17 protein-coding genes and 1 tRNA gene are annotated in these 21,846 nt (G+C 71.9%); 5 read left to right on the top strand and 13 right to left on the bottom strand.

Translation table 11 applies throughout. From position 1 onward, the window contains the following. Positions 1–11: 11 nt before the first annotated feature. Together K3769_RS13940 and K3769_RS13945 are read right to left on the bottom strand one after the other, a co-directional pair. A complete protein-coding gene (locus K3769_RS13940; RefSeq protein WP_267026752.1) occupies positions 12–683 on the bottom strand; it encodes a TetR/AcrR family transcriptional regulator in 672 nt (223 codons plus the stop codon). Further along, positions 680–1,708: an acyl-CoA desaturase gene (locus K3769_RS13945; RefSeq protein ID WP_267026753.1), complete on the bottom strand. Its 1,029-nt coding sequence runs from the start codon at positions 1,706–1,708 to the stop codon at positions 680–682. Before K3769_RS13945 ends, K3769_RS13940 begins: the two co-directional genes overlap by 4 nt. 297 nt (positions 1,709–2,005) lie before the next feature. On the opposite strand from K3769_RS13945, the gene ppc reads away from it, so the two are divergent. Further along, complete coding sequence (gene ppc, locus K3769_RS13950; RefSeq protein ID WP_267026754.1) at positions 2,006–4,738, top strand: phosphoenolpyruvate carboxylase; 2,733 nt, start codon at positions 2,006–2,008, stop codon at positions 4,736–4,738. A 79-nt stretch (positions 4,739–4,817) separates the two neighbouring features. On the opposite strand, the gene K3769_RS13955 is transcribed toward ppc, so the two are convergent. From K3769_RS13955 to K3769_RS13980, 6 genes are all read right to left on the bottom strand, one after another. Then, positions 4,818–5,315, bottom strand: coding sequence for a hypothetical protein (locus tag K3769_RS13955; protein WP_267026755.1), 498 nt, complete (start codon positions 5,313–5,315; stop codon positions 4,818–4,820). A 75-nt stretch (positions 5,316–5,390) separates the two neighbouring features. Beyond that, on the bottom strand, positions 5,391–6,002 hold the full coding sequence (gene pth, locus K3769_RS13960; RefSeq protein WP_267026756.1) for an aminoacyl-tRNA hydrolase: 612 nt from the start codon (positions 6,000–6,002) through the stop codon (positions 5,391–5,393). 71 nt (positions 6,003–6,073) lie between these two features. After that, positions 6,074–6,658 carry a 50S ribosomal protein L25/general stress protein Ctc gene (locus tag K3769_RS13965; RefSeq protein ID WP_267026757.1) on the bottom strand — a complete coding sequence of 195 codons (585 nt, stop codon included), beginning with the start codon at positions 6,656–6,658 and terminating at the stop codon, positions 6,074–6,076. Positions 6,659–6,843: 185 nt separating this feature from the next. Further along, entirely contained in the window at positions 6,844–7,815 is a 972-nt protein-coding gene (locus tag K3769_RS13970; protein ID WP_267026758.1) for a ribose-phosphate diphosphokinase, read from the bottom strand. A 137-nt stretch (positions 7,816–7,952) separates the two neighbouring features. After that, the gene (glmU, locus tag K3769_RS13975; protein WP_308216332.1) at positions 7,953–9,437 is read right to left on the bottom strand and encodes a bifunctional UDP-N-acetylglucosamine diphosphorylase/glucosamine-1-phosphate N-acetyltransferase GlmU; all 1,485 of its coding nucleotides are present in this window, start codon (positions 9,435–9,437) and stop codon (positions 7,953–7,955) included. A gap of 117 nt (positions 9,438–9,554) precedes the next feature. Beyond that, a tRNA-Gln gene (locus tag K3769_RS13980) sits at positions 9,555–9,626 on the bottom strand. Positions 9,627–9,885: 259 nt separating this feature from the next. Here K3769_RS13980 and K3769_RS13985 point away from each other — a divergent pair. Next, positions 9,886–11,226, top strand: coding sequence for a sensor histidine kinase (locus tag K3769_RS13985; protein WP_267026760.1), 1,341 nt, complete (start codon positions 9,886–9,888; stop codon positions 11,224–11,226). 99 nt (positions 11,227–11,325) lie between these two features. On the opposite strand, the gene K3769_RS13990 is transcribed toward K3769_RS13985, so the two are convergent. Together K3769_RS13990 and K3769_RS13995 are read right to left on the bottom strand one after the other, a co-directional pair. Beyond that, complete coding sequence (locus K3769_RS13990) at positions 11,326–11,829, bottom strand: SUKH-3 domain-containing protein (protein ID WP_267026761.1); 504 nt, start codon at positions 11,827–11,829, stop codon at positions 11,326–11,328. A 193-nt stretch (positions 11,830–12,022) separates the two neighbouring features. Next, positions 12,023–12,529, bottom strand: coding sequence for a YwqJ-related putative deaminase (locus K3769_RS13995; RefSeq protein WP_267026762.1), 507 nt, complete (start codon positions 12,527–12,529; stop codon positions 12,023–12,025). A gap of 248 nt (positions 12,530–12,777) precedes the next feature. Between K3769_RS13995 and K3769_RS14000 the strand changes: the two genes are divergently transcribed. From K3769_RS14000 to K3769_RS14010, 3 genes are all read left to right on the top strand, one after another. Beyond that, positions 12,778–13,773, top strand: a complete 996-nt coding sequence (locus K3769_RS14000) for an SMI1/KNR4 family protein (protein ID WP_267026763.1) — start codon at positions 12,778–12,780, stop codon at positions 13,771–13,773. Positions 13,774–13,780: 7 nt separating this feature from the next. Next, the gene (locus K3769_RS14005) at positions 13,781–16,537 is read left to right on the top strand and encodes an SUKH-4 family immunity protein (RefSeq protein ID WP_267026764.1); all 2,757 of its coding nucleotides are present in this window, start codon (positions 13,781–13,783) and stop codon (positions 16,535–16,537) included. Between the two features lie 124 nt (positions 16,538–16,661). After that, a complete protein-coding gene (locus K3769_RS14010; RefSeq protein ID WP_267026765.1) occupies positions 16,662–17,549 on the top strand; it encodes a cellulose-binding protein in 888 nt (295 codons plus the stop codon). Between the two features lie 267 nt (positions 17,550–17,816). On the opposite strand, the gene K3769_RS14015 is transcribed toward K3769_RS14010, so the two are convergent. The 3 genes from K3769_RS14015 to K3769_RS14025 all read right to left on the bottom strand — a co-directional run bounded on the left by K3769_RS14015 (position 17,817) and on the right by K3769_RS14025 (position 21,584). Then, a complete protein-coding gene (locus K3769_RS14015) occupies positions 17,817–19,394 on the bottom strand; it encodes a sodium/solute symporter (RefSeq protein WP_267031364.1) in 1,578 nt (525 codons plus the stop codon). A gap of 26 nt (positions 19,395–19,420) precedes the next feature. After that, a complete protein-coding gene (locus K3769_RS14020; RefSeq protein ID WP_267026766.1) occupies positions 19,421–19,843 on the bottom strand; it encodes a DUF485 domain-containing protein in 423 nt (140 codons plus the stop codon). Positions 19,844–20,060: 217 nt separating this feature from the next. After that, positions 20,061–21,584, bottom strand: a complete 1,524-nt coding sequence (locus K3769_RS14025) for an MFS transporter (RefSeq protein WP_372514934.1) — start codon at positions 21,582–21,584, stop codon at positions 20,061–20,063. Between the last annotated feature and the right edge of the window lie 262 nt (positions 21,585–21,846).

Genomic DNA, 21,846 nt, shown 5'->3' on the forward strand with positions numbered 1-21,846 from the left:
GCCGGGCGGAGCTAACTTTTTCGGCGCCCTATCAAGCGCGGCTTCGCCTCCAGGCCGTCCAGGCCGTGCCAGGCCAGGTTGACCAGGTGGGCTGCCACCTCCGCCTTCTTGGGGCGGCGGACGTCCAGCCACCACTGGCCGGTGAGGGCGACCATGCCCACCAGGGCCTGGGCGTAGAGGGGGGCCAGTTTGGGGTCGAAGCCGCGGCGTTTGAACTCGCGGCCCAGGATGTCCTCCACCTGCGTGGCGATGTCCGAGATCAGGGACGCGAAGCTGCCCGTCGACTGGGGGATCGGGGAGTCGCGGACCAGGATGCGGAAGCCGTCCGTGTACTCCTCGATGTAGTCGAGGAGGGCGAAGGCCGCCTGTTCGCAGAGTTCGCGGGGGTGGCCCGCGGTGAGGGAGCTGGTCACGCCGTCCAGGAGGCGGCGCATCTCGCGGTCCACCACGACCGCGTACAGGCCCTCCTTGCCGCCGAAGTGCTCGTAGACGACCGGCTTGGAGACGCCGGCCTTCGCCGCGATCTCCTCCACCGACGTCGCCTCGAAGCCCTTCTGGGCGAAGAGGGTGCGGCCGATCTCCAGCAACTGGGCCCGTCGCTCCGCCCCGGTCATCCGGGTGCGGCGTACGCGCCGCGGCTTTTCATTGCTGGGTGTGCTGGAGTCGGCCACGCCGTCAATCATGCCGCCTCGGCCGTCTCCGACTTGCGCCGGGCGCCCTTCCCGTCCGGGTTGCGGCGGGAATCGATACGCGAGCGTGACGGCCAGCGCACGTCGTACGCCCAGCCGAGGCGTTCGAACCAGCGGATCAGGCGTGCCGAGGAGTCCACCTGGCCGCGCTCCACACCGTGCCGGGCCGAGGTCGGGTCCGCGTGGTGGAGGTTGTGCCAGGACTCGCCGCAGGACAGGACGGCCAGCCACCAGACGTTCCCCGAGCGGTCACGCGACTTGAAGGGGCGCTTGCCCACCGCGTGGCAGATCGAGTTGATCGACCAGGTCACGTGGTGCAGCAGCGCCACCCGGACCAGGGAACCCCAGAAGAAGCCCGTGAACGCGCCCCACCAGGACATCGTCACCAGGCCGCCGATCAGCGCCGGCAGCGCGATGGACAGGCCCGCCCAGAGGAGGAACTGGCGGGAGATCGCGCGGAGGGCGTTGTCGCGGATCAGGTCCGGCGCGTACTTCTCCTGCGGGGTCTGCTCCTCGTCGAACATCCAGGCGATGTGCGCCCACCACAGGCCCTTCATCAGCGCCGGGACCGTCTCACCGAAGCGCCACGGCGAGTGGGGGTCGCCCTCGGCGTCGGAGAACTTGTGGTGCTTGCGGTGGTCGGCCACCCAGCGGACCAGCGGCCCTTCCACGGCCATCGAGCCGGCGATCGCCAGCGCGATGCGCAGGGGGCGCTTCGCCTTGAAGGCGCCGTGCGTGAAGTAGCGGTGGAAGCCGATCGTGATGCCGTGGCAGCCCAGGTAGTAGAAGAACACCAGCAGGCCGAGGTCCAGCCAGCTCACACCCCAGCCCCAGGCCAGCGGAACCGCTCCGAGGACGGCCAGGAACGGGACGGTGATGAAAAGGAGAAGGGTGATCTGCTCGATCGAACGCTTCTTCTCGCCGCCCAGCGTGGCGGAGGAGACGGGGGCGGAAGCGGCTGCGGGACCGTTGTCGCGCGCCTCCGGGGCGTCGTCGATCACATCGGAGCTCATGGGCATGGGGCGTCCCCTGGGGGGTCGAGGAGGGTGGGTGTGGCCGGTAAGCGTGGCTGTGGGTAGCCGGAAACAGCGCTTACGGCTGCGTAACCTACGGCGTCGTAAGTATGGCAGCGCGTTCCGCCGGGGCAAGAGCCCGAGAGACTGCGCGTCCGGATGGACACCTATCCTTGGTCTCGGTCGGACAGCGCGGTCCGCTCTGTTTCATTCCCGGATGCCCAGCCGCTGATGCGGCACGTGCCGCCTCGGGCTGACGGGTTCCCCTCCAGACGAGCTTCAACACTGCAAGGAGCCGCACCTGTGAGCAGTGCCGACGACCAGAACACGACAACCGGCAGTGAGCTGCGTGCCGACATCCGCCGCCTCGGAGATCTGCTGGGCGAGACCCTCGTACGGCAGGAGGGCCCCGAGCTTCTGGAGCTGGTCGAGAAGGTCCGCCGCCTCACCCGCGAGGACGGCGAAGCCGCCGCCGAGCTGCTGCGCGGCACCGAACTGGAGACCGCGGCCAAGCTGGTCCGCGCCTTCTCCACCTACTTCCATCTGGCCAACGTCACCGAGCAGGTGCACCGCGGTCGCGAGCTGCGCGCCCGCCGCGCCGCCGAGGGCGGACTCCTCGCCCGCACGGCCGACCGGCTCAAGGACGCCGACCCCGAGCACCTGCGCGCCACCGTCAAGAACCTCAACGTCCGCCCCGTCTTCACCGCGCACCCCACCGAGGCGGCCAGACGTTCGGTCCTGAACAAGCTGCGCCGCATCGCCGCCCTGCTGGAGACCCCGGTCATCGAAGCCGACCGGCGCCGCTACGACACCCGTCTGGCCGAGAACATCGACCTCGTGTGGCAGACGGACGAGCTCAGGGTCGTGCGTCCCGAACCGGCCGACGAGGCCCGCAACGCCATCTACTACCTGGACGAGCTGCACGCCGGGGCCGTCGGGGACGTCCTGGAGGACCTCACCGCCGAACTGGAGCGCGTCGGGGTCCAGCTGCCGGACGAGACCCGGCCGCTGACGTTCGGCACCTGGATCGGCGGCGACCGCGACGGCAACCCGAACGTGACCCCGCAGGTCACCTGGGACGTCCTCATCCTCCAGCACGAGCACGGCATCAACGACGCGCTGGAGCTGATCGACGAGCTGCGGCACTTCCTCTCCAACTCCATCCGCTACACCGGTGCCACCGAGGAACTGCTCTCCTCGCTGCAGGCCGACCTGGAGCGGCTGCCGGAGATCAGCCCCCGCTACAAGCGCCTGAACGCCGAGGAGCCCTACCGGCTCAAGGCCACCTGCATCCGGCAGAAGCTGGAGAACACCAAGCTCCGCCTGGCCAAGGGCATCCCGCACGAGGACGGCCGCGACTACCTCGGCACCGCCGAGCTGCTGCGCGACCTCACGCTCATCCAGACCTCGCTGCGCGCACACCGCGGCGCCCTGTTCGCCGACGGCCGCATGAACCGTACGATCCGCACGCTCGCCGCCTTCGGCCTGCAGCTCGCCACCATGGACGTACGCGAACACGCCGACGCCCACCACCACGCGCTCGGGCAGCTCTTCGACCGGCTCGGCGAGGAGTCCTGGCGCTACGAGGACATGCCGCGCGAGTACCGGCACAAGCTGCTCGCAAAGGAACTGCGCTCGCGCCGGCCGCTCGGACCGACCCCGGCCCCGCTGGACGCCGCCGGATCCAAGACCCTCGGTGTCTTCGAGACCGTCAAGAAGGCGCTCAGGGTCTTCGGGCCCGAGGTCGTCGAGTCGTACATCATCTCGATGTGCCAGGGCGCCGACGACGTGTTCGCCGCCGCCGTGCTGGCCCGCGAGGCCGGACTCCTCGACCTGCACGCCGGCTGGGCGAAGATCGGCATCGTGCCGCTCCTGGAGACGACCGACGAGCTCAAGGCCGCCGACACCATCCTTGAGGACATGCTGTCCGACCCGTCCTACCGGCGGCTCGTGGCCCTGCGCGGCGATGTCCAGGAGGTCATGCTCGGCTACTCGGACTCGTCGAAGTTCGGCGGCATCACGACGAGCCAGTGGGAGATCCACCGCGCGCAGCGCCGACTGCGCGATGTCGCCCACCGCTACGGGGTGCGGCTGCGGCTCTTCCACGGCCGCGGCGGCACGGTGGGACGCGGTGGCGGCCCCTCGCACGACGCGATCCTCGCGCAGCCCTGGGGCACCCTCGAAGGCGAGATCAAGGTGACCGAGCAGGGCGAGGTCATCTCCGACAAGTACCTCGTGCCGTCGCTGGCCCGGGAGAACCTCGAACTGACCGTCGCGGCCACCCTCCAGGCGTCCGCGCTGCACACCGCCCCGCGCCAGTCCGACGAGGCGCTGGCCCGCTGGGACGCCGCCATGGACGTCGTCTCCGAGGCCGCCGAGGCCGCCTACCGCAACCTGGTCGAGGACCCGGACCTGCCGACGTACTTCCTCGCCTCCACGCCGGTCGACCAGCTCGCCGACCTGCACCTGGGCTCGCGGCCCTCCCGCCGCCCCGGCTCGGGCGTCTCGCTCGACGGCCTGCGCGCCATCCCCTGGGTGTTCGGCTGGACCCAGTCCCGGCAGATCGTCCCCGGCTGGTTCGGCGTCGGCTCCGGCCTGAAGGCCCTGCGCGAGGCCGGCCTCGACAGCGTCCTGGACGAGATGCACGGGCAGTGGCACTTCTTCCGCAACTTCATCTCCAACGTCGAGATGACGCTCGCCAAGACCGACCTCAGGATCGCCCGCCACTACGTCGAGACCCTCGTCCCCGAGGAGCTCCGGCACGTCTTCGCCACCATCGAGGCGGAGCACGAGCTGACCGTGCGCGAGGTGCTGCGCGTCACCGGCGAGCGGGAACTGCTGGACGCCCAGCCCGTGCTGAAGCAGACCTTCACCATCCGCGACGCCTACCTGGACCCGATCTCCTACCTCCAGGTGGCCCTTCTGAAGCGGCAGCGCGACGCCGCCGCGGCCGGCTCCGAGCCGGACCCGCTGCTGTCCCGCGCCCTGCTCCTGACGGTCAACGGCGTGGCGGCGGGGCTGCGCAACACCGGCTGACCCGACCGGCAGGACACGACGAAGGCGTCCAGGTGGCACGTACCGACCACCTGGGCGCCTTCGTCGTGTCGGAGTCGTGTCAGAGCGCCAGGAACGCCGTCGTCACCAGTGCCAGGCCCGCGCCGCCGAGCACCCAGCCCAGCCTCGTCCTGCCCAGGCCGCCGGCCACCACCACCGAGGCGAGCATCAGCGCGCCGCCCAGCGGCACCCAGGCGTAGAGCAGGCCACCGGTGCCCGCGCGGACGACCTCGTCGGTGCCCGGCTTCACCACGACCGGGTACGTGCGGCCCTTCTCCACGGCCACCTCGCTGTCGAGGACGACCCGGTCCCGTGCGGTGGAACCCGCCGACGTCGGCCGGTACGGGCCCGTGCAGTGGTCCTCGGCGCACTTGGTGACCGTCATCGTGCCGCGCTCACGGCCCTTGGTGAGCATCACGTGCTGGGCGGTGCCCCAGGAGGCCCAGACGCCCGCGATCAGGATCAGCACCGCGACCGTGCCCATCGCGGCGAGCTGCCCGAACCGCAGCGCCGCCGCCGCTTTGGGGCGGGAGGTGCGGGCATGGGAATGGGCGGGCATGGCGGCGATCCTTGGCCATGCTTGTGCGGTCGGTCAACTCGCGCTGGATTCAGGTGGGGTGAAATTACCGCATTGTCACGAGTTGTACGTCGACTGCGCCCGCTCCAGGCCCTCGACGACCAGAGCCTCCACCGCGTCCGCCGCGCGGTCCACGAAGTAGTCCAGCTCCTTGCGCTCCGCCGCGGAGAAGTCCTTCAGCACGAAGTCGGCGACCTGCATACGGCCCGGGGGACGCCCGATCCCGAAACGGACCCGGTGGTACTCCGGACCCATCGCCTTGGTCATCGACTTCAGGCCGTTGTGGCCGTTGTCGCCGCCGCCCAGCTTCAGCCGCAGCACGCCGTGGTCGATGTCCAGCTCGTCGTGGACGGCCACGATGTTCGCCGTCGGCACCTTGTAGAAGTCCCGCAGACCCGTCACCGGACCGCCCGACAGGTTCATGTACGACATCGGCTTCGCCAGGATGACGCGCCGGTTCAGCGGGCCCGGCGGGCCGATCCGCCCCTCGATCACCTGGGCCTGCGCCTTGCCGGACCGCTTGAACTTGCCGCCGATCCGCCCGGCGAGGAGATCGGCGACCATGAAGCCCACGTTGTGGCGGTTCATCGCGTACTCGGGGCCGGGGTTTCCGAGCCCCACGATCAGCCAGGGGGCGCCTGGTTCCGTGGTCACGTCCGTCACTCCCATGGGTCGGTGGATACGCACCGGCCGCCGCCCCCGAAGGAGCGGCGGCCGGTGGGTGGTGATCCGGTGCGGGATCAGGCCTCGGTGGACTCGTCGGACGCGTCGTCCGAGGGCTCCTCCGACTGGGCGGCCAGGACCTGCAGCACGACCGCGTCCTCGTCGATGGCCAGCGTGGTGCCCTCGGGCAGCGGGACGTCCTTGGCGAGGATGGAGGCGCCGGCCTCCAGGCCCTCGATCGAGACGGTGACCGACTCGGGGATGTGCGTGGCCTCGGCCTCGACCGTCAGCGTGCTCAGCACGTGCTCAAGGATGAACGCGCCGGGGGCCAGGTCGCCCTCGGTGTGCACGTAGACCTCGACGTTGACCTTCTCGCCGCTCTTCACGAGAAGCAGGTCGACGTGCTCCAGGAAGCCCTTGATGGCGTCACGCTGGACGGCCTTCGGGATCGCGAGCTGGGTCTTGCCCTCGATGTCCAGGGTCAGCAGGACGTTGGCGGTACGCAGGGCGAGCTGCAGCTCGTGGCCCGGCAGCGTGATGTGGACCGGGTCGCCACCGTGGCCGTACACCACGGCGGGAACCTTGCTGGCGCGGCGGATGCGGCGCGCGGCACCCTTGCCGAACTCGGTGCGGGTCTCGGCGGCGAGCTTGACCTCGGACATGATCACTCCTCGTGTAACAGGGAAGCCAGGGAAAGGAAGTCACCCGGCCGAACCATCGGCCTGCTACGAAGAGCGCGTCGATAACGGACCGCCGCACCAAAGAGTGCGGCCTCCCTCGCCGAGCAACTGTGACAGCTTACGTGGCGGGGAGGCCGTACAAGAAATCGATCTGGTCCGGTCTTCGACTACTCGTCGAAGAGGCTCGTCACCGAACCGTCCTCGAAGACCTCGCGGACCGCGTTCGCGATGGTCGGCGCGATCGACAGGACCGTGATCTTGTCCAGTTCCAGCTCGCCCGGGGTGGGCAGGGTGTCCGTGAAGACGAACTCGCTGACCTTCGAGGCCATCAGACGGTCCGCCGCGGGACCCGACAGCACACCGTGCGTCGCCGTCACGATGACGTCCTCCGCGCCGTGCGCGAACAGCGCGTCCGCCGCGGCGCAGATCGTGCCACCGGTGTCGATCATGTCGTCGACCAGGACGCAGACCCGGCCCTCGACGTCACCCACGACCTCGTGGACGGTCACCTGGTTCGCGACGTCCTTGTCGCGGCGCTTGTGGACGATCGCCAGCGGCGCGCCGAGGCGGTCGCACCAGCGGTCGGCCACCCGCACCCGGCCGGCGTCCGGGGACACGACCGTGAGCTTCGAGCGGTCCACCTTGTGGCCCACGTAGTCCGCGAGCAGCGGCAGCGCGAACAGGTGGTCCACGGGGCCGTCGAAGAAGCCCTGGATCTGGTCGGTGTGCAGATCGACCGTCAGGAGGCGGTCGGCGCCGGCCGTCTTCATCATGTCGGCGATCAGACGCGCCGAGATCGGTTCACGCCCACGGTGCTTCTTGTCCTGGCGCGCGTAACCGTAGAACGGCATGATCACGGTGATGCTCCGGGCGGAGGCCCGCTTCAGAGCGTCGATCATGATCAGCTGTTCCATGATCCACTTGTTGATCGGTGCGGTGTGGCTCTGGATCAGGAAGCAGTCGGCGCCGCGGGCCGACTCCTCGTAGCGGACGTAGATCTCACCGTTGGCGAAATCGAAGGCCTTCGTCGGAACGACCCCGACACCCAACTGGTGGGCGACCTCCTCGGCAAGCTCGGGGTGGGCGCGGCCGGAGAAGAACATCATCTTCTTCTCGCCGGTCGTCTTGATCCCGGTCACAGCACTGTCTCCTCAGAGGTGTCTCAGCTGGATGTCGAGATGAGTCGAGTTCTCAGTTGCGGTCTCAGCTGGGTGTGCGGGTGTGCGCCTATCACGGTAGCCCGAGTCGGACCCGACCTTTTCCAGTCAGGTTCCGGTCAGCTTTCGCCGCCGGCCTCCCGGGATGTCGCCTCCGCCGCCTTCGCGGCCGCGCTGCCGGGACGCTTGCGGGCCACCCAGCCCTCGATATTCCTTTGCTGGCCGCGGGCCACGGCCAGCGAACCGGGCGGTACGTCCTTCGTGATCACGGAGCCGGCCGCCGTGTACGCGCCGTCCCCGATGGTGACGGGAGCCACAAACATGTTGTCCGAACCCGTCTTGCAGTGCGAGCCCACCGTCGTGTGGTGCTTGGCCTCGCCGTCGTAGTTCACGAAGACGCTCGCGGCACCGATGTTCGAGTACTCGCCGATGGTCGCGTCGCCGACGTAGGAGAGGTGCGGGATCTTCGTGCCCTCGCCGACGGTGGCGTTCTTCGTCTCCACATACGTACCCACCTTGGCCTTCAGACCGAGGCGGGTGCCGGGACGGAGATACGCGAAGGGGCCCACGTTCGCCTGGGGGCCGATCTCCGCGCCGTTCGAGACCGTGTTGTCCACCCGGGCGCCCGCGCCCACCGTGGTGTCGTTCAGGCGGGTGTTCGGGCCGACCTCGGCGCCCTCGCCCAGGTGCGTGGCGCCCTGGAGCTGGGTGCCCGGGTGCACGATCGCGTCCTGCTCGAAGGTGACGGTGACGTCGACCCACGTGGAGGCCGGGTCGACGACGGTCACGCCGGCGAGCATCGCGTCCCGCAGCAGCCGGTCGTTGAGGATGCGGCGGGCCTCGGCCAGCTGCACCCGGTTGTTGATGCCGGCGATCTCGCGGTGGTCGTCCGCCACGGCGGCGCCGACGCGGTGCCCGGCCTCCCGGAGGATGCCGAGGACGTCCGTGAGGTACTCCTCGCCCTGGCTGTTGTCGGTGCGGACCTTGCCGAGCGCGTCCGCGAGGAGCTGCCCGTCGAACGCGAAGACACCGGAGTTGATCTCACGGATCGCGCGCTGCGAGTCGGAGGCGTCCTTGTGCTCGACGATCGCCGTCACCGCGCCCGAGGCGCTGTCGCGGACGATCCGGCCGTACCCGGTGGCGTCCGGCACCTCGGCGGTCAGCACGGTGACCGCGTTGCCGTCGCCGGTGTGCGTCGAGGCGAGCTTGCGAAGGGTCGCGCCGGTGAGGAGGGGGGTGTCGCCGCAGACGACCACGACGGTGCCGTCGACGACGCCGCCCAGCTCTTCGAGGCCCATCCGTACGGCGTGCCCCGTGCCGTTCTGCTCGGCCTGTACGGCGGTCCGGACGCCCGGAGCCGTCCCGGCGAGGTGCTCGGTGACCTTCTCGCGGGCGTGACCCACGACGACGACCAGGTTCTCGGGGGCCAACTCGCCCGCCGCGGCGAGCACATGACCGACGAGGGAACGGCCGCAGAGCTCGTGCAGGACCTTGGGTGTGGCCGATTTCATACGGGTGCCCTCACCCGCTGCGAGAACGACGACGGCTGCGGGTGGGGTCTCCCCTGCTCCGGAGCCGAGAGCTTGGGGAAGGTTGGCGCTCACGGATAGGCCTTTCGGCTACTGGTGTCTGGGGTACGGACATCCGCAGGATACCGGGGCGTTTCAGGAGCGACATGGGAGCGGGCCCCGACAGTGCTGTCGGGGCCCGGACGTCCACAGCTCCCCCGCCAGGACTTGAACCCGGACAGATGGCACCAAAAGCCACAGTGCTGCCAATTACACCACGGGGGATGGAAGTCGACTGAAGCCGGACATGGGGTCGGCCGTCGAGTCGGCACCCAACACTATGCCGTACCCAGGCCCTTCGACGCGACGGTACGGATCGGCACACCAGGGGTCTGTGGATCTCCACTCCGGAGTCGAACGGTGGACGATTCAGCAGTTCGAGGGATAACGGGCCGTTTCGCATCTGTTCGATTACGGGGAGTGGTGTAGGCCAGTACGGGAAACTCGCCGGAAAAGGGGCGGGGCGCGACCGTAGGCTGGAGTCATGACCACGACGGGGGAAGACCACACCGCGGCCCTGGCGGGGCCGTGGTGGTGGGCGAGGTGGCGCAGCGCGGTACTCGACGGGACCCTCGCGCTGGTGTCGTCGGTGGAGTGCGCGACAGAGGGATTCCCGTTCGCGGGGGCGGCGGGGGTGCCGGTGCCCGTGGGGATGCTGTTCGGGGCCGTCGCCGGGTCCGTACTGCTGTTCCGGCGGCGCTGGCCGATCGCCGTCGTGCTGGTGTCGATCGCGATCACGCCGGCCCAGATGGGGTTCCTGATGGGACTCGTCGGGCTGTACACGCTGGCGGCGTCCGAGTTGCCGAGGCGGATCACCGGGGCGCTGGCCGGGATGTCGATGGTGGGGATGCTCATCGTCACCTATGTGCGGGCGCACCAGGGGATGGTGCGCGGCGATGTGGCGCTGGGGGACTGGTTCGTGCCCTTCGTGTCGATCACGACCTCGCTCGGGATGACGGCCCCGCCGGTGCTGCTCGGGCTGTACGTGGGGGCGCGGCGGCGGTTGATGGAGAGCCTGCGGGAGCGGGCCGACTCCCTGGAGCGGGAGCTGCAGCTGCTCGCGGAGCGGGCCGAGGAGCGCGCGGAGTGGGCGCGCAACGAGGAGCGGACCCGGATCGCCCGCGAGATGCACGACGTGGTCGCCCACCGGGTCAGTCTGATGGTGGTGCACGCGGCGGCGTTGCAGGCGGTGGCCCGCAAGGATCCCGAGAAGGCCGTGAAGAACGCCTCGCTGGTGGGCGACATGGGACGCCAGGCGCTGACCGAGCTGCGGGAGATGCTGGGCGTGCTGCGGACGGGCGACGGGTCGGCGCGGGGCACGGGGTACGGCTCCGCGCCGCCGCAGGCCGTGCCGCTGGCGGCGGTGGGGGCGGCAGCCGCCGCCGCTGCCGCCGCGTCCCGGGCCGCCGAGGAGGAGTCGGGGGACGGTCCCTGCCTGGACGATCTCGATGAGCTGGTGGGGCAGTCCGCCGCCGCCGGGATGGTCGTCGAGCTCTCCGTGGAGGGGGAGGCGCGGGTGTACGTGGCGGTGGTGGAGCAGACCGCGTACCGCGTGGTGCAGGAGGCGCTGACGAACGTCCACAAGCACGCCGCGGGGGCGAAGACCCGGGTGCGGCTGGCGCATCGGGGGGCGGAGATCGCCATGCAGGTGGAGAACGGCCCGCCGCCGGAGCCGGGGGCCGCGTCCGACGCCAGGCTGCCCAGTGGGGGGAACGGCCTGCTGGGGATGAAGGAGCGGGTCGTCGGGCTCGGCGGGGTGTTCGTGTCGGGGCCGACGGACGCGGGCGGGTTCCGGGTGTCGGCGGTCATCCCGGCCGGGGGCTGAGGCGGGGGCCGGCGGCTGACATGACATCGGTGTCGGGGCCGGCGCCGGTCCCGGTGGTGGCTCTGGTGCCTCTGGTGGCGGCGGCCCCCGGGCGCGGGCTCAGCCGGCGGTCAGGCGCACCGGTTCGCGGCCCGAGATGAGCGTGGTCAGTGCCTGGTCGACGTCGGCGCCGAGGTACCAGTCGCCCGTGTGGTCCAGGGTGTACACGCGGCCCTCCGTGTCGATGGTGAGCAGGGCTCCGCTGTCGGTCTCCTCGCCGAGGGGGGCGACCTCGGTGCCCAGGGCTCTGCCGAGGTCGGCGAGGGTGCGGGCCATGTGGAGGCCGTGCAGCGGGTCCAGGTGCACGGGCGACGAGGCGATCTGGCGGCCCGCCTCGGCCGTACTGACGCGCAGCCCGCCGAACTCCGCCCACGCCTCCACCGCCGCCGGGAACACGGCGTGGCGGTGCCCCGCGGGGGACTCGTGGCCGCGCAGTGTGTCGGCCCAGAACTCGGCCTGCTTTATGTCCCAGCGGCCCGGTTGCCATCCGGCGTCGCGCAGCGAGGCGTCGACCTGGACGGAGAAGCGGGTGGTCGAGGTGGCGGCGGTGCGGTCGGTGTGCATCTGCCCTTCGCGATCGGTCTGAGCTGCCGGGCGGTGGTCCGGTGTCCCGGCCGGCAGCTGCGGGTGGCGTCGGCGGCGCCTTCGTGCGGGTCGGAGGCCGCTGCCGTCGGCGGGGCCGCCGTCAGTTCTCCCGGGTTCGTCGGTGGGTCGTCAGTCCTCGTGGGTCGTCCGTTCTCCGGGGGCGTCCGGCCTCCTAGGCCGTCGGGTCGACGACGCGTACGCCGAAGTGGGCGCTGAGCGCGGTGCAGGCGCGGCAGGGCTGCGCGAAGCTGCCGTGCAGCGGGTCGCCGTCCTCGCGGATGCGGCGGGCGGTGAGTTTGGCCTGCTTGAGCGATTTCCTGGCCTCGCCGTTGGTCATGGGTTTCCGGGTGGCGCGTTTGGAGCGGGCGGCGTCGGCGGCGGCGATATGGCGGGAGATGAGGATCGCCTCGGCGCAGCGGCCGGTGAAGCGGTCGCGCTGGCCGCTGGTGAGGGTGTCGAGGAAGTCCCGTACGAGAGGGTGCAGGGGTGGCGGCTGGTCGCCGCGGCCCGCAGTGCCGGTGAGGGTCGCGCCGCGTACGGAGAGGGCGGCGGCGATGGTCGGGAGTATGCCGTCGCGCCGGTGCAGCAGGACCGGCACGGCGGGCGCCTCGCTGCTGCTCCAGCCGACCCGCGGATCCCCGGACCTACCCGCCTGTGTACCCGTCTGTGTCGCGCTCATCGTCCCGTTACCTCCCCTTAATGCATCCCCCGGTGCTCCGACAGAGTGCCAAACTCCGTGGCCCGTGCGGAAGCTGGGGCGGTGCGACACGCGCGGTCTTCGTCGTACGGTCACGGCTCGATGACGGCAGGTCACGGAAGCGGAGGGCCCTGGCCGGTACGGAACAGGAGGCCCGGTGACCGGTGTCGTTCCACCGCATAGGCTGTCGACATCCGCGATCCTTCATTACGCCGCAGGGGGCAACCGCCATGACGACAGGTCGGCTCGGGCAACAAGCCGCGCCGCCGAACGCGGCCTATGCCGGGCAGGTCGTGCACTTCCCGGATCCGGTGCGGGCGGCACGTCACCCGAGAGGGGTACGCGTCGACGAGGTCGGTTACCCCGATTTCTCGTTCTACGCGCGCGCGGCTGCGGAGATCGCCGAACCGCCCGAGGGATTCGGGGTCGACGAGCTGCGGCTGACCGACTACGTGTCGGCGAACGCCGCCCTGGCGGCTTCCGGACACGAGCTGTGGGACACGATCCCGGCGGTGGCGACTCCGCACGGCTGGACGTGGCACCACGTGCCGCGCACGCGCCGGCTGGAGCTGGTGCCGGTCGAGGTGAAGGCGTTGCTGCGGCACCACGGCGGTCTCGCCACCGCCCCGGTCGACCAGGACAAGCGCGGCACCCGGCCGCTGCAGGAGACCCGTCCCGCGCACTTCGGACTGCCGAAGGCCGCGGTCGCGGTGACCGAGCAGCAGGTGCAGGGCGTCGAGGAGGACCTCGGGTACCGGCTGCCGGGGGCCTACCGTTCCTTTCTGAAGGCCGCCGGCGGGTGTGCGCCGGTGGGGGCCGCGCTGGACGCGGAGTTGGGGCTGCTGGTCGACCAGCCGTTCTTCACCGTGCGGGACGAGGCCGCCGTCAACGACCTCGTCTACGTCAACAAGTGCCTGCGGGACCACCTCACCAAGGACTACCTGGGCGTCGGTTTCGTGCAGGGCGGGCTGCTCGCGGTGAAGGTGAAGGGCGAGCGGATCGGCTCCGTGTGGTTCTGCGCGTTCGACGACGCCCGTGACCAGGACGAGTGGCCGCCCGCGGAGCGCGTACAGCGGCTGCTGCTGCCCTGTGGTGACGACTTCGATCAGTTCCTGTCCCGGCTCGCGGGCAATCCGCCCGAGCTGGAGACGGTGGCGAACCTGATGGTGGACGGCGGTTTCGCGCGGGCGGTGCCGGTGTCCGCCGTGTCTTCGGTGGGGGAGTGAGCGTCCGATGGTGACCTTCGCGCAGGCGCAGGAGCGCGCCGAGGAGTGGATCAACGCAGACGTGCCCGGCTACCAGCACCGCGAGGTGCGGGTCCGGGAGTTCGAACTCGGCTTCGTCGTGTGGGCGGAGGACCGGGCCGAGGGCCCGCGCTCCGACGGCGGCGCCCAGCGGCTCGTCATCGCGCGCGACAGCGGGGAGGCCACCCTGTGGCCCTCGCTGCCGGTGGGCGAGGTGATCCGCCGCTACGAGGAGGAGTACGGCGTGTCGGCGGCGGTGCCCGATCCGGCGCCCGCGCCGCCCGCCCGGGTGGACCTCAACCAGACGTCGTTCCTGCTGACTCCGCCGGAGTGGCTGCAGGAGGCGGCCGACCGGATGGGCATCCCGGACCGCCGGGACGCCACGTCCGGCGGGGCCTCGGCCCGGCCGTCGGACGGTGCGGGATCGCGGCCCGCCGCCGAGGTCAGCGACGCGGTTCCCGCCGCCCACGCGGCTTCTCCGGCCGACGCCGTTCCTCCGGCCGACGCGGTTCCCGCCGCCCGCGACGGCTCCGCGGGTCCGCTGCCCGAGACTCTGGCGGGACCGCCCGCCGGTTCGCCGGCGCCCGCCGCTCCGAGCGGCGGCACGGCGTGGCCCGCCGCCGGCGGAGAGGCATCCGGCGCCGCCGCCGTGCCCGCCGACGCGACTCCGTGGGCCGGTACGGACACCAACGCCGAGGCGGGGGAAGACCGTTCCGTGCCGCTGCCGGCGACGGTGTACGCGCCGCAGATCCGCGACGTCGGGCCCGGTGGCACACCGCCCGAGGCCGAACCCGAGGCCAGGACCAAGCTGATCTCCGGCGGCAGCCGGCTGCCGCGCACGAGTGTCTCGCCCGCCGTCGACGATCCGGCCCAGCCCGGCGCGGCGCCGGCCGGCCCCTCCTCGTACGGCCATCCGCAGAACGCCGGCCCCGGTACGCCCCCGCCGGGCGCGCCCTCGTACGGCTATCCGCAGGGCGCTCCGCAGCAGCCGCCCGCTCCGAGCGCGCCGGGCCGGCCGCTGCCGCCGGGCGCCGGTGACATCGCGGACGCGGCGACCAGCAAGGCGCAGGGTCCGCCGCGGGGCGCGCGCGGCGCGAACGCGCCCGGTACGCCGCCGCCTCCCGGGGCGCCCGGTACGCCGGGTGCGCGTCCGGGCGGTCCGGCTGCGGGCGGTCCTCCCGTAGGCGGTCCCGCTCCGGCGTCCGGGCCCGGTGCGCCGGGCGTACCGGCCGGGGGATACGTACCGACGCAGTTCGTCTCGCAGCTCGGCCCGGACGGGCCGGAGGCTTCGGGCGCGCAGGGCGGCCCTGGCGGTCCGGGTGGTCCTGGCGGTCCTGGGGCTCCGCAGCCTCCCGGTGCGCCCAGCTCGCCGGGTGCTCCTGGAGCTCCTGGTGCTCCGGGCGGCCCCGGTGGCTCGGGTGGTGTGCACCATGCGGCGACCGTGCTCGCCGGGCCCGCGGTGGGCGGCCCCGGTGCTCCGCAGCCTCCGGGCGCTCCGGGTGCTCCCGGCGCTCCGGGTGCTCCGGGCGGCGGTCCCGGTGCTCCGGGTGGTACGCCGCCCGGTGGTGTGCACCATGCCGCGACCATGCTGGCCGGTCCGCCGGTCGGCGGACCGGGTACGGCTCCGCCGCCGCCCCCCGCGCCCGGTATGCCGCCGCCCGCCCCGCACCTGGGTGGCCGGCCGCCGTTCCCGGGCCAGCCGATGCCCGGTCAGCCAGGTCAGCCCGGTCCCGGGCAGCAGCCCCCGGCCTACGGCTATCCGCAGCACGGGCAGCCCACGGTCGGCCCCGGCTACCAGGCGGTGCTGCGCTACCGCGCCCAGGACGGCAGCGAACAGCAGCTGATCCGGCGGTCCGCGCCCGGCACCCCGCACCCGGAATGGCAGATCCTGCACGAGCTGCGGGCGATGAACGTGCCGCCGCAGCAGGTGCTCGAACTGCACACGGAGCTGGAGTCCTGCGAGCTGCCGGGCGCGTACTGCGCCCGGATGATCCGCGAGAGCTGGCCGCAGGCGCGGATCACGAGCATCGCCTCGTACGGCACCGACCATGCGAGCCGTCAGCAGGGCATGGCCCAACTGCTCGCGCATCAGGGCGAGTTGCACCAGGTCGCGGACGGTCCGGCGCGGCCGGGTCCGGTACGGGCGCCGTTGCCGCCGGTGCAGTCCGCGCCGCCGATCCCGCCGGAGGCCATCGGGCAGGAGCTGGCGGCGGCCTTCGGGCCCGGTCTGTTCCGGTTCGACCAGGCGGCGGTCTCGCGGCAGGGCGTACCGCCGATCGTGGCGCACACCCTGGTGGTGGCCGGGCTGCCCGTCGACATGAACCCGTTCTTCTGGGCGCAGGCCCAGCCGGGCCGTCCGGTGCCCACGCTCGCCGAACTGGCGCAGGAGCGGGGCATCCAGCCGGGCGCGGACGCGGGCTCGTACCTCGTCATGGGCAGTGACTTCGGCAAGGCGATCTGCGTCCAGTACGGGACCGCGAACATCGTGGCCGTGCCGGTGGAGGCGGGTCCGGGCGGTGCTCCCGTGCCGCCGCAGTTCGTGAACACGGGGCTGCCCGAGTTCGCGCGCAGTCTCGCGCTGCTGGGCCGGATGTGGCGGCTGCGCTTCGGGCTCAACCAGGAGCAGGCGGGGCGTTGGACCGTCGATTTCCAGGCACAGTTGGCCGCGATCGATCCGGCGGCCCTCGGGTCGCCGGAGAGCTGGTGGTCGGTGCTGCTCGAGCAGATGTGGGACGGCCTGCTCTGAGGGAGCGGTCCGCCCCGCTGTCACCGGCCGCCCGGATCCGCGTCCTTCCGACCGGATCCGGGCGGCGGAATGTGCGGAGTGTCGCGTTATGAACACTTCCGTCTGATCCACCAGGATGAGCGGCATGAGCAGCTCATCGGTGTCGTCTCCGGGTTTCGAGACCGTACGGGGGCGTGGTTACCGTCCCGCGCAGGTCGACGCGTACGCCGCGGCGCTCTCGGAGGGGCGCGACGCCGCCTGGGAGCGGGCCGCGCGGCTGACCGTGCTGGCCAGGGAGATGGAGTCCGAGGCGCTGCGGCTGCGCGAGGTCGTGACGGGGCTCGTTCCCCAGACGTACGAGACGCTCGGCGACCGGGCCCGGCGGCTCTTCGAGCTGGGCGAGGAGGAGGCCGCGGAGCTGCGCGCGGACGCGGTGCGGGAGGCGCGCCGGACCGTGGACGAGGCGCGGGCGGCGGCCGAACGGGTACGGGAGGCCGCGCGGGCGGAGGCGGACGAGGTGCGCGCCGGGGCCGACGAGCGGGCCCGGCACCGGTTGCTGGCCGCGCAGGCCGAGGCCGACGAGATGCGGATCGCCGCGCGGCGCGAGGTGAAGGAGGGCCGGGGTGAGGCGCTGGCCGCGCTGCGCGAGACACGGCGGCGCGCCGAGCACCTCGTCGCGGAGCAGGAGAAGGAGCACGCCGAACGCTGGGAGCGGGTCGGGTGCGAGGTCGCCGAGCGGGAGGCGGCGTTCGGCGCGCGCCACGAGGAACTCGTCGCGCGCGCCGAGGAGAGCGTGGCCGCGGCGGGGCGGGAGCTGGCCGAGGCGCGGGAGTCGGCGCGGCATCTCCAGGAGGACGCGGATGCCCGCGCGGCGGAACTCCTCGCGGAGGCGCGGGTCCGGGAGGAACGCGTGGTGCGGGAGACGGAACGGGTTCTGCGCGAACACGGCGAGCGGTGGGACGAGGTGCAGACGCACATGGCCCACGTCCGCACGAGCCTCGCAACCCTGACGGGCCGAGCGGCGGCGGAGTAGCCCCTGCACCCCTGGGTGGGTGGGCGGGCGCGGGGAACTGCGCGCTCAGCACCGACCGCGCCGCACCTGTCAACACGCGGGCAGTTTCCAAGGGGCGCGGGGAACGGCGCACGAAGCGCTGCCCGACCCGCACCTGTCAACACGCGCTCACCCCTCCAGGGGCGCGGGGAACTGCGCACGATGCGTTGATCGGCCCGCACCCCCCTCGAAGGGGCGCGGGGAACGGCGCGGAAGGTTCGCAGCACGCGCCCCGCACCCCGCATCCCCCTACTCCTTACGGACCGCCCCCGCCAGAATCCACCCCTCCACCGCCTCGTACTGCCGCCGGCACTCCTCCACCTTCCGTCGGCCCGAGGCGACCGTCCCCAGCCAGCCCAGCGCGAAGCCCAGCGGGATCGAGACGATGCCCGTCGTGGTGAACGGGAACCACGTGAAGTCGTGGTCCGGGAACGCCGAGATCGGCGACCCGGACACGAGGTTCGTGCCGGTCATCAGGATCAGCGTGCCCAGCGAACCGCCGATGAGCGTGCACAGCAGCCCGCCCTGGGTGTAGCGGCGCCAGAAGAGGCTGTAGACCAGCGCGGGCGCGATGGCCGAGGCGCCCAGGCAGAACGACAGCGTGACCAGCGGCTGCAGGCTGTGGTGCTGGACGAGCGTGGCCAGCACGATCGCCGGAAGCCCGACCGCCACCGCGGACACCCGCGCCAGCGTCATCTCGCGGCGCGCCGTGAGCTGCTCCCTGCGGTGGGCGAAGACGTCGTGGGCGAGGGAGTTGGCGCAGGCGAGGATCATGCCGGCGACGGAGGCGAGCAGCGTCAGGAAGAGCGCGGCGGTGACGGTGGTGAAGAGGAACGTCTCCGCGGTGGAGACGTCCGCCCCGAACGCGGCCCGCGAGCCCAGCAGATACGCCGTGTTGCCCTGCGGGTCGGCGCCCGCGATGGCCTCCCGCCCGATCAGCGCGGTCGCGCCGAATCCGACGACCGTGATGACGAGGACGAACAGCGCCACGGCCGGCACCGCCCAGGACATCGACCGGCGCACCTGACGGGCACTGCCCGCCGTGTACATGCGCATGGTGATGTGCGGCAGACAGGCCCCGCCCAGCACCACCGTGAGCTGGGCACTGATCATGTCCAGGCGCGGGCTGGGCCCGGCCGAGAACTGCAGGCCGGAGCCGAGGAACGCCGACCCCGCGCCACTGTTCCGCGCGGCCTGGCCGAACAGGCTGCCCACGCTCCAGTCGAACCGGTTGAGGATGAGTACGGCGACGACGGCGCCGGAGCCGAGCAGCATCACGATCTTCAGGATCTGGATCAGCGCGGTGCCCTTCATACCGCCGATCGCCGCGTAGCTGATCATCAGGATGCCGAGGCCGATGATGCAGCCCGTCTTCAAGCCCTCGCTGGAGAAGCCGAGGATGAAGGCGAGCAGGTCACCGGTGCCGGCTAGTTGGACGAGCATCAGCGGGAGCAGCGCGATCAGGGTCGCCGCGCACGCCGTGATCCGTACCGCGCGACCCGGCATGCGCCGGGCCAGCGCGTCGCCCATGGTGAACCGGCCCGCGTTGCGCAGGGGTTCGGCCAGCAGGAACATCAGGAGCATGAGGGACAGGGCGGTGCTCAGGGCGAGTACGACCCCGTCGTAACCGAAGAGCGCGATCACGCCGCCGGTGCCGAGGACGGTGGCGGCGGAGATGTAGTCACCGGCGATGGCGAGGCCGTTGCGCATCGGGGAGAGGCTGCCGTAGCCGGTGTAGAACTCGTCGAGGTCGTCCCGGTCGGGGCCGGTCATCACACAGAGCAGCAGGGTGATGGTGGCCACGACGGTGAACGCCACCAGGGACATCGCCTGGGCGGAACTGCTGAAGCCGGTCACCGGTGTGCCTCCGTGCGCCTGGTGTCCGGGTCGGCCTGCCTTCTGAGCCGCTCGGCGATCGGATCGACGGTCCTGCGGGCGGTGTACTCGTACAGTCCGATCGCCGCGCCGGTGACGGGGACCTGGATCAGGCCGAGGAGCAGGCCGACGGTGAGGCCGTCGGTCACCTCCTCCGTCATCAGCGCGGGCGCGGACGCGGACAGGACGAGGAACAGCGTGAAGTAGCCGAGCGCCGCCAGGGTGGCCACCCGCCGCTGCCACCGGTAGGCGGAGCGCAGGACACGGATGTCGCTGTGCTGTTCCGACGCGGTGTGGCGATGGCGGTGGCGGTGCGGCCCGGTGGGTCCGGGCTCCGGCTGTTCGGGCTGCCGCGGCGCCCAGGGATAGGTGGAGTAGGACGGGGACGTGTCGTAGGACATCCCGGTTCTCCTTGCGTGGCTCGGGTCCCAAGTGGACCGCAGGGAGCGGGGGGTGAGCGAGCACGCACGCTACTCGCAAGTAGCTGAGCGACGCGAGGGTTTTGACAAACTGATTGGTCGGTACGCGCTTGCTTCGCTGACCTGCGGTGTTACCCGCGTTAACCTCTTTACGTCCGTCGCAGGGCTGTCCACTCGCGGCCAACGGCTGCCGCGGGCCTCAGTCCCCGGGGTTCGTGAGCACCGGGAAGCGGCGCGGGGCCATGAACAGCAGGACCAGGAAGGCGAGCGCCGCCGCGCAGGCCGCGCCGAAGTAGACGGCGTGGACCGCCTCCGCGACCGCCCGGCGTACGTGCTCGGCCGGCGCGCCCGACTCCAGGGACGCGGTCACCGAGTCCAGGTCGCCCGCCCCGCCCAGCCGGGAGGCCAGTACGCCGTTGGCGACCGCGCCGAAGAGCGCGGCGCCGACCGTCTGCCCGGTCTGCCGGCAGAAGAGGACCGAGGCGGTCGTCGTCCCGCGCTCCGCCCAGTCGACCGTCGACTGGACGCCGATGAGCAGGGGCAGTTGGAAGAGGCCGAGCGCCCCGCCGAGCAGGAGCATCAGGACGGCGGGCTGCCAGGCCGCGCCGGGATACGGCAGGAAAGGGAACGCGAACAGGATCAGCGTGGCCGTGCCGATGCCGAGCATGGCCGTGCTGCGGAAGCCGATGCGCCGGTAGACGTGCTGGCTGAGGGCCGCCGACACCGGCCAGCTCAACGTCCAGACGGAGAGCACGAATCCGGCGGCGACGGGGGTGAGGCCCAGGACGGACTGCGCGTACGTGGGCAGGAAGACGGTCGGGGCGACCATCAGCAGACCGAGCGCGCCGAGCGCCAGGTTCACGGCGGCGATGGTGCGGCGGCGCCACACCCAGCCGGGGATGATCGGTTCGGCCGCACGGCGTTCGACGAGTACGAGGACACCGATGAGCGCGAGTCCCGTACCGAACAGGGCCGTTGAGGGAGCCGACAGCCACGGCCACGCCACCCCGCCCTGCACCAGCGCCGTCAGGAGTACGCCGCCACAGGCGAAGACGGTGAGCGCGCCCGCCCAGTCGACGCGCGGGCGGCGCGCGGGCGCGGCCCGTTCGGGCTCGTGGAGGTGGCGGACCAGCAGCCAGAGGGCGACCACGCCGAGCGGCAGGTTGATGAGGAAGATCCAGCGCCAGTCGGCGTACGAGGCGAGCAGTCCGCCGATCGCCGGGCCCGTGATCGCGGAGGTGGCCCACACCGTGGACAGCTTCGCCTGTATCTTCGGGCGCTGCTTCAGCGGGTAGAGGTCGGCGGCGAGCGTCTGGACCGTGCCCTGGAGGGCGCCGCCGCCGAGGCCCTGGACGACACGGAACGCGATCAGCGCGGCCATGTTCCAGGCGAGCGCGCAGAGCAGGGAGCCGAGCAGGAAGAGGACGCAGCCGGCGATCAGGACCGGCTTGCGGCCGAAGGTGTCGGAGAGCTTGCCGTAGACGGGCAGGGTGACGGTCACCGCGAGCAGATAGCCGGAGAACAGCCACGAGAAGACGGAGAAGCCGCCGAGGTCGCCCACGATCTGCGGGACGGCGGTCGACACGATCGTGGAGTCGAGCGCCGCCAGACCCATGCAGAGCATGAGGGAGGCGACGACGGCCCGGCGGTTCCTCGCCCCCGCCCGCGCCGCGGCGGGCCCGTCCTCCGTGACGGCCGGTATCTCGGTGTCCCCCTGGCCCACAGGATTCCTTCCCCTTGCATCTATCTGCCGCGGCCACTCTCCCACTTGAGCCGCACGTCGCGGGAGGGCGGACAGCCCCTAGGGGTACCTCCGTACTGCGGCTCGGGGAGGGGTCGTCCTGGCGGAGGACGAGACGGTCCGGGGGCCGAACTTAACCTGGCTTTATGCCGCCGGGGACGGCCAGGGCGGGGGGGGCAGGGGGCCGCGCGGGGCGGTGTTCCGCACCTTCGGGGGTGGGGTTTTCCCCAGCAGAAGACTGCGC

The sequence above is a fragment of the Streptomyces ortus genome (genome assembly GCF_026341275.1).
GTDB lineage: Bacteria > Actinomycetota > Actinomycetes > Streptomycetales > Streptomycetaceae > Streptomyces > Streptomyces ortus.

Bases quoted from the DNA above. Each gene is read 5' to 3' on its own strand.
- K3769_RS13955 (WP_267026755.1), bottom strand. From the start codon at position 5,315: ATGCCCGCCCATTCCCATGCCCGCACCTCCCGCCCCAAAGCGGCGGCG.
- K3769_RS14020 (WP_267026766.1), bottom strand. From the start codon at position 19,843: ATGTCCTACGACACGTCCCCGTCCTACTCCACCTATCCCTGGGCGCCG.
- K3769_RS14005 (WP_267026764.1), top strand. From the start codon at position 13,781: ATGGTGACCTTCGCGCAGGCGCAGGAGCGCGCCGAGGAGTGGATCAAC.
- K3769_RS13965 (WP_267026757.1), bottom strand. From the start codon at position 6,658: ATGTCCGAGGTCAAGCTCGCCGCCGAGACCCGCACCGAGTTCGGCAAG.
- K3769_RS13985 (WP_267026760.1), top strand. From the start codon at position 9,886: ATGACCACGACGGGGGAAGACCACACCGCGGCCCTGGCGGGGCCGTGG.
- pth (WP_267026756.1), bottom strand. From the start codon at position 6,002: ATGGGAGTGACGGACGTGACCACGGAACCAGGCGCCCCCTGGCTGATC.
- K3769_RS14015 (WP_267031364.1), bottom strand. From the start codon at position 19,394: ATGTCCCTGGTGGCGTTCACCGTCGTGGCCACCATCACCCTGCTGCTC.
- K3769_RS13945 (WP_267026753.1), bottom strand. From the start codon at position 1,708: ATGCCCATGAGCTCCGATGTGATCGACGACGCCCCGGAGGCGCGCGAC.
- K3769_RS13990 (WP_267026761.1), bottom strand. From the start codon at position 11,829: ATGCACACCGACCGCACCGCCGCCACCTCGACCACCCGCTTCTCCGTC.
- K3769_RS13940 (WP_267026752.1), bottom strand. From the start codon at position 683: ATGATTGACGGCGTGGCCGACTCCAGCACACCCAGCAATGAAAAGCCG.
- K3769_RS13995 (WP_267026762.1), bottom strand. From the start codon at position 12,529: ATGAGCGCGACACAGACGGGTACACAGGCGGGTAGGTCCGGGGATCCG.
- K3769_RS14000 (WP_267026763.1), top strand. From the start codon at position 12,778: ATGACGACAGGTCGGCTCGGGCAACAAGCCGCGCCGCCGAACGCGGCC.
- K3769_RS14010 (WP_267026765.1), top strand. From the start codon at position 16,662: ATGAGCAGCTCATCGGTGTCGTCTCCGGGTTTCGAGACCGTACGGGGG.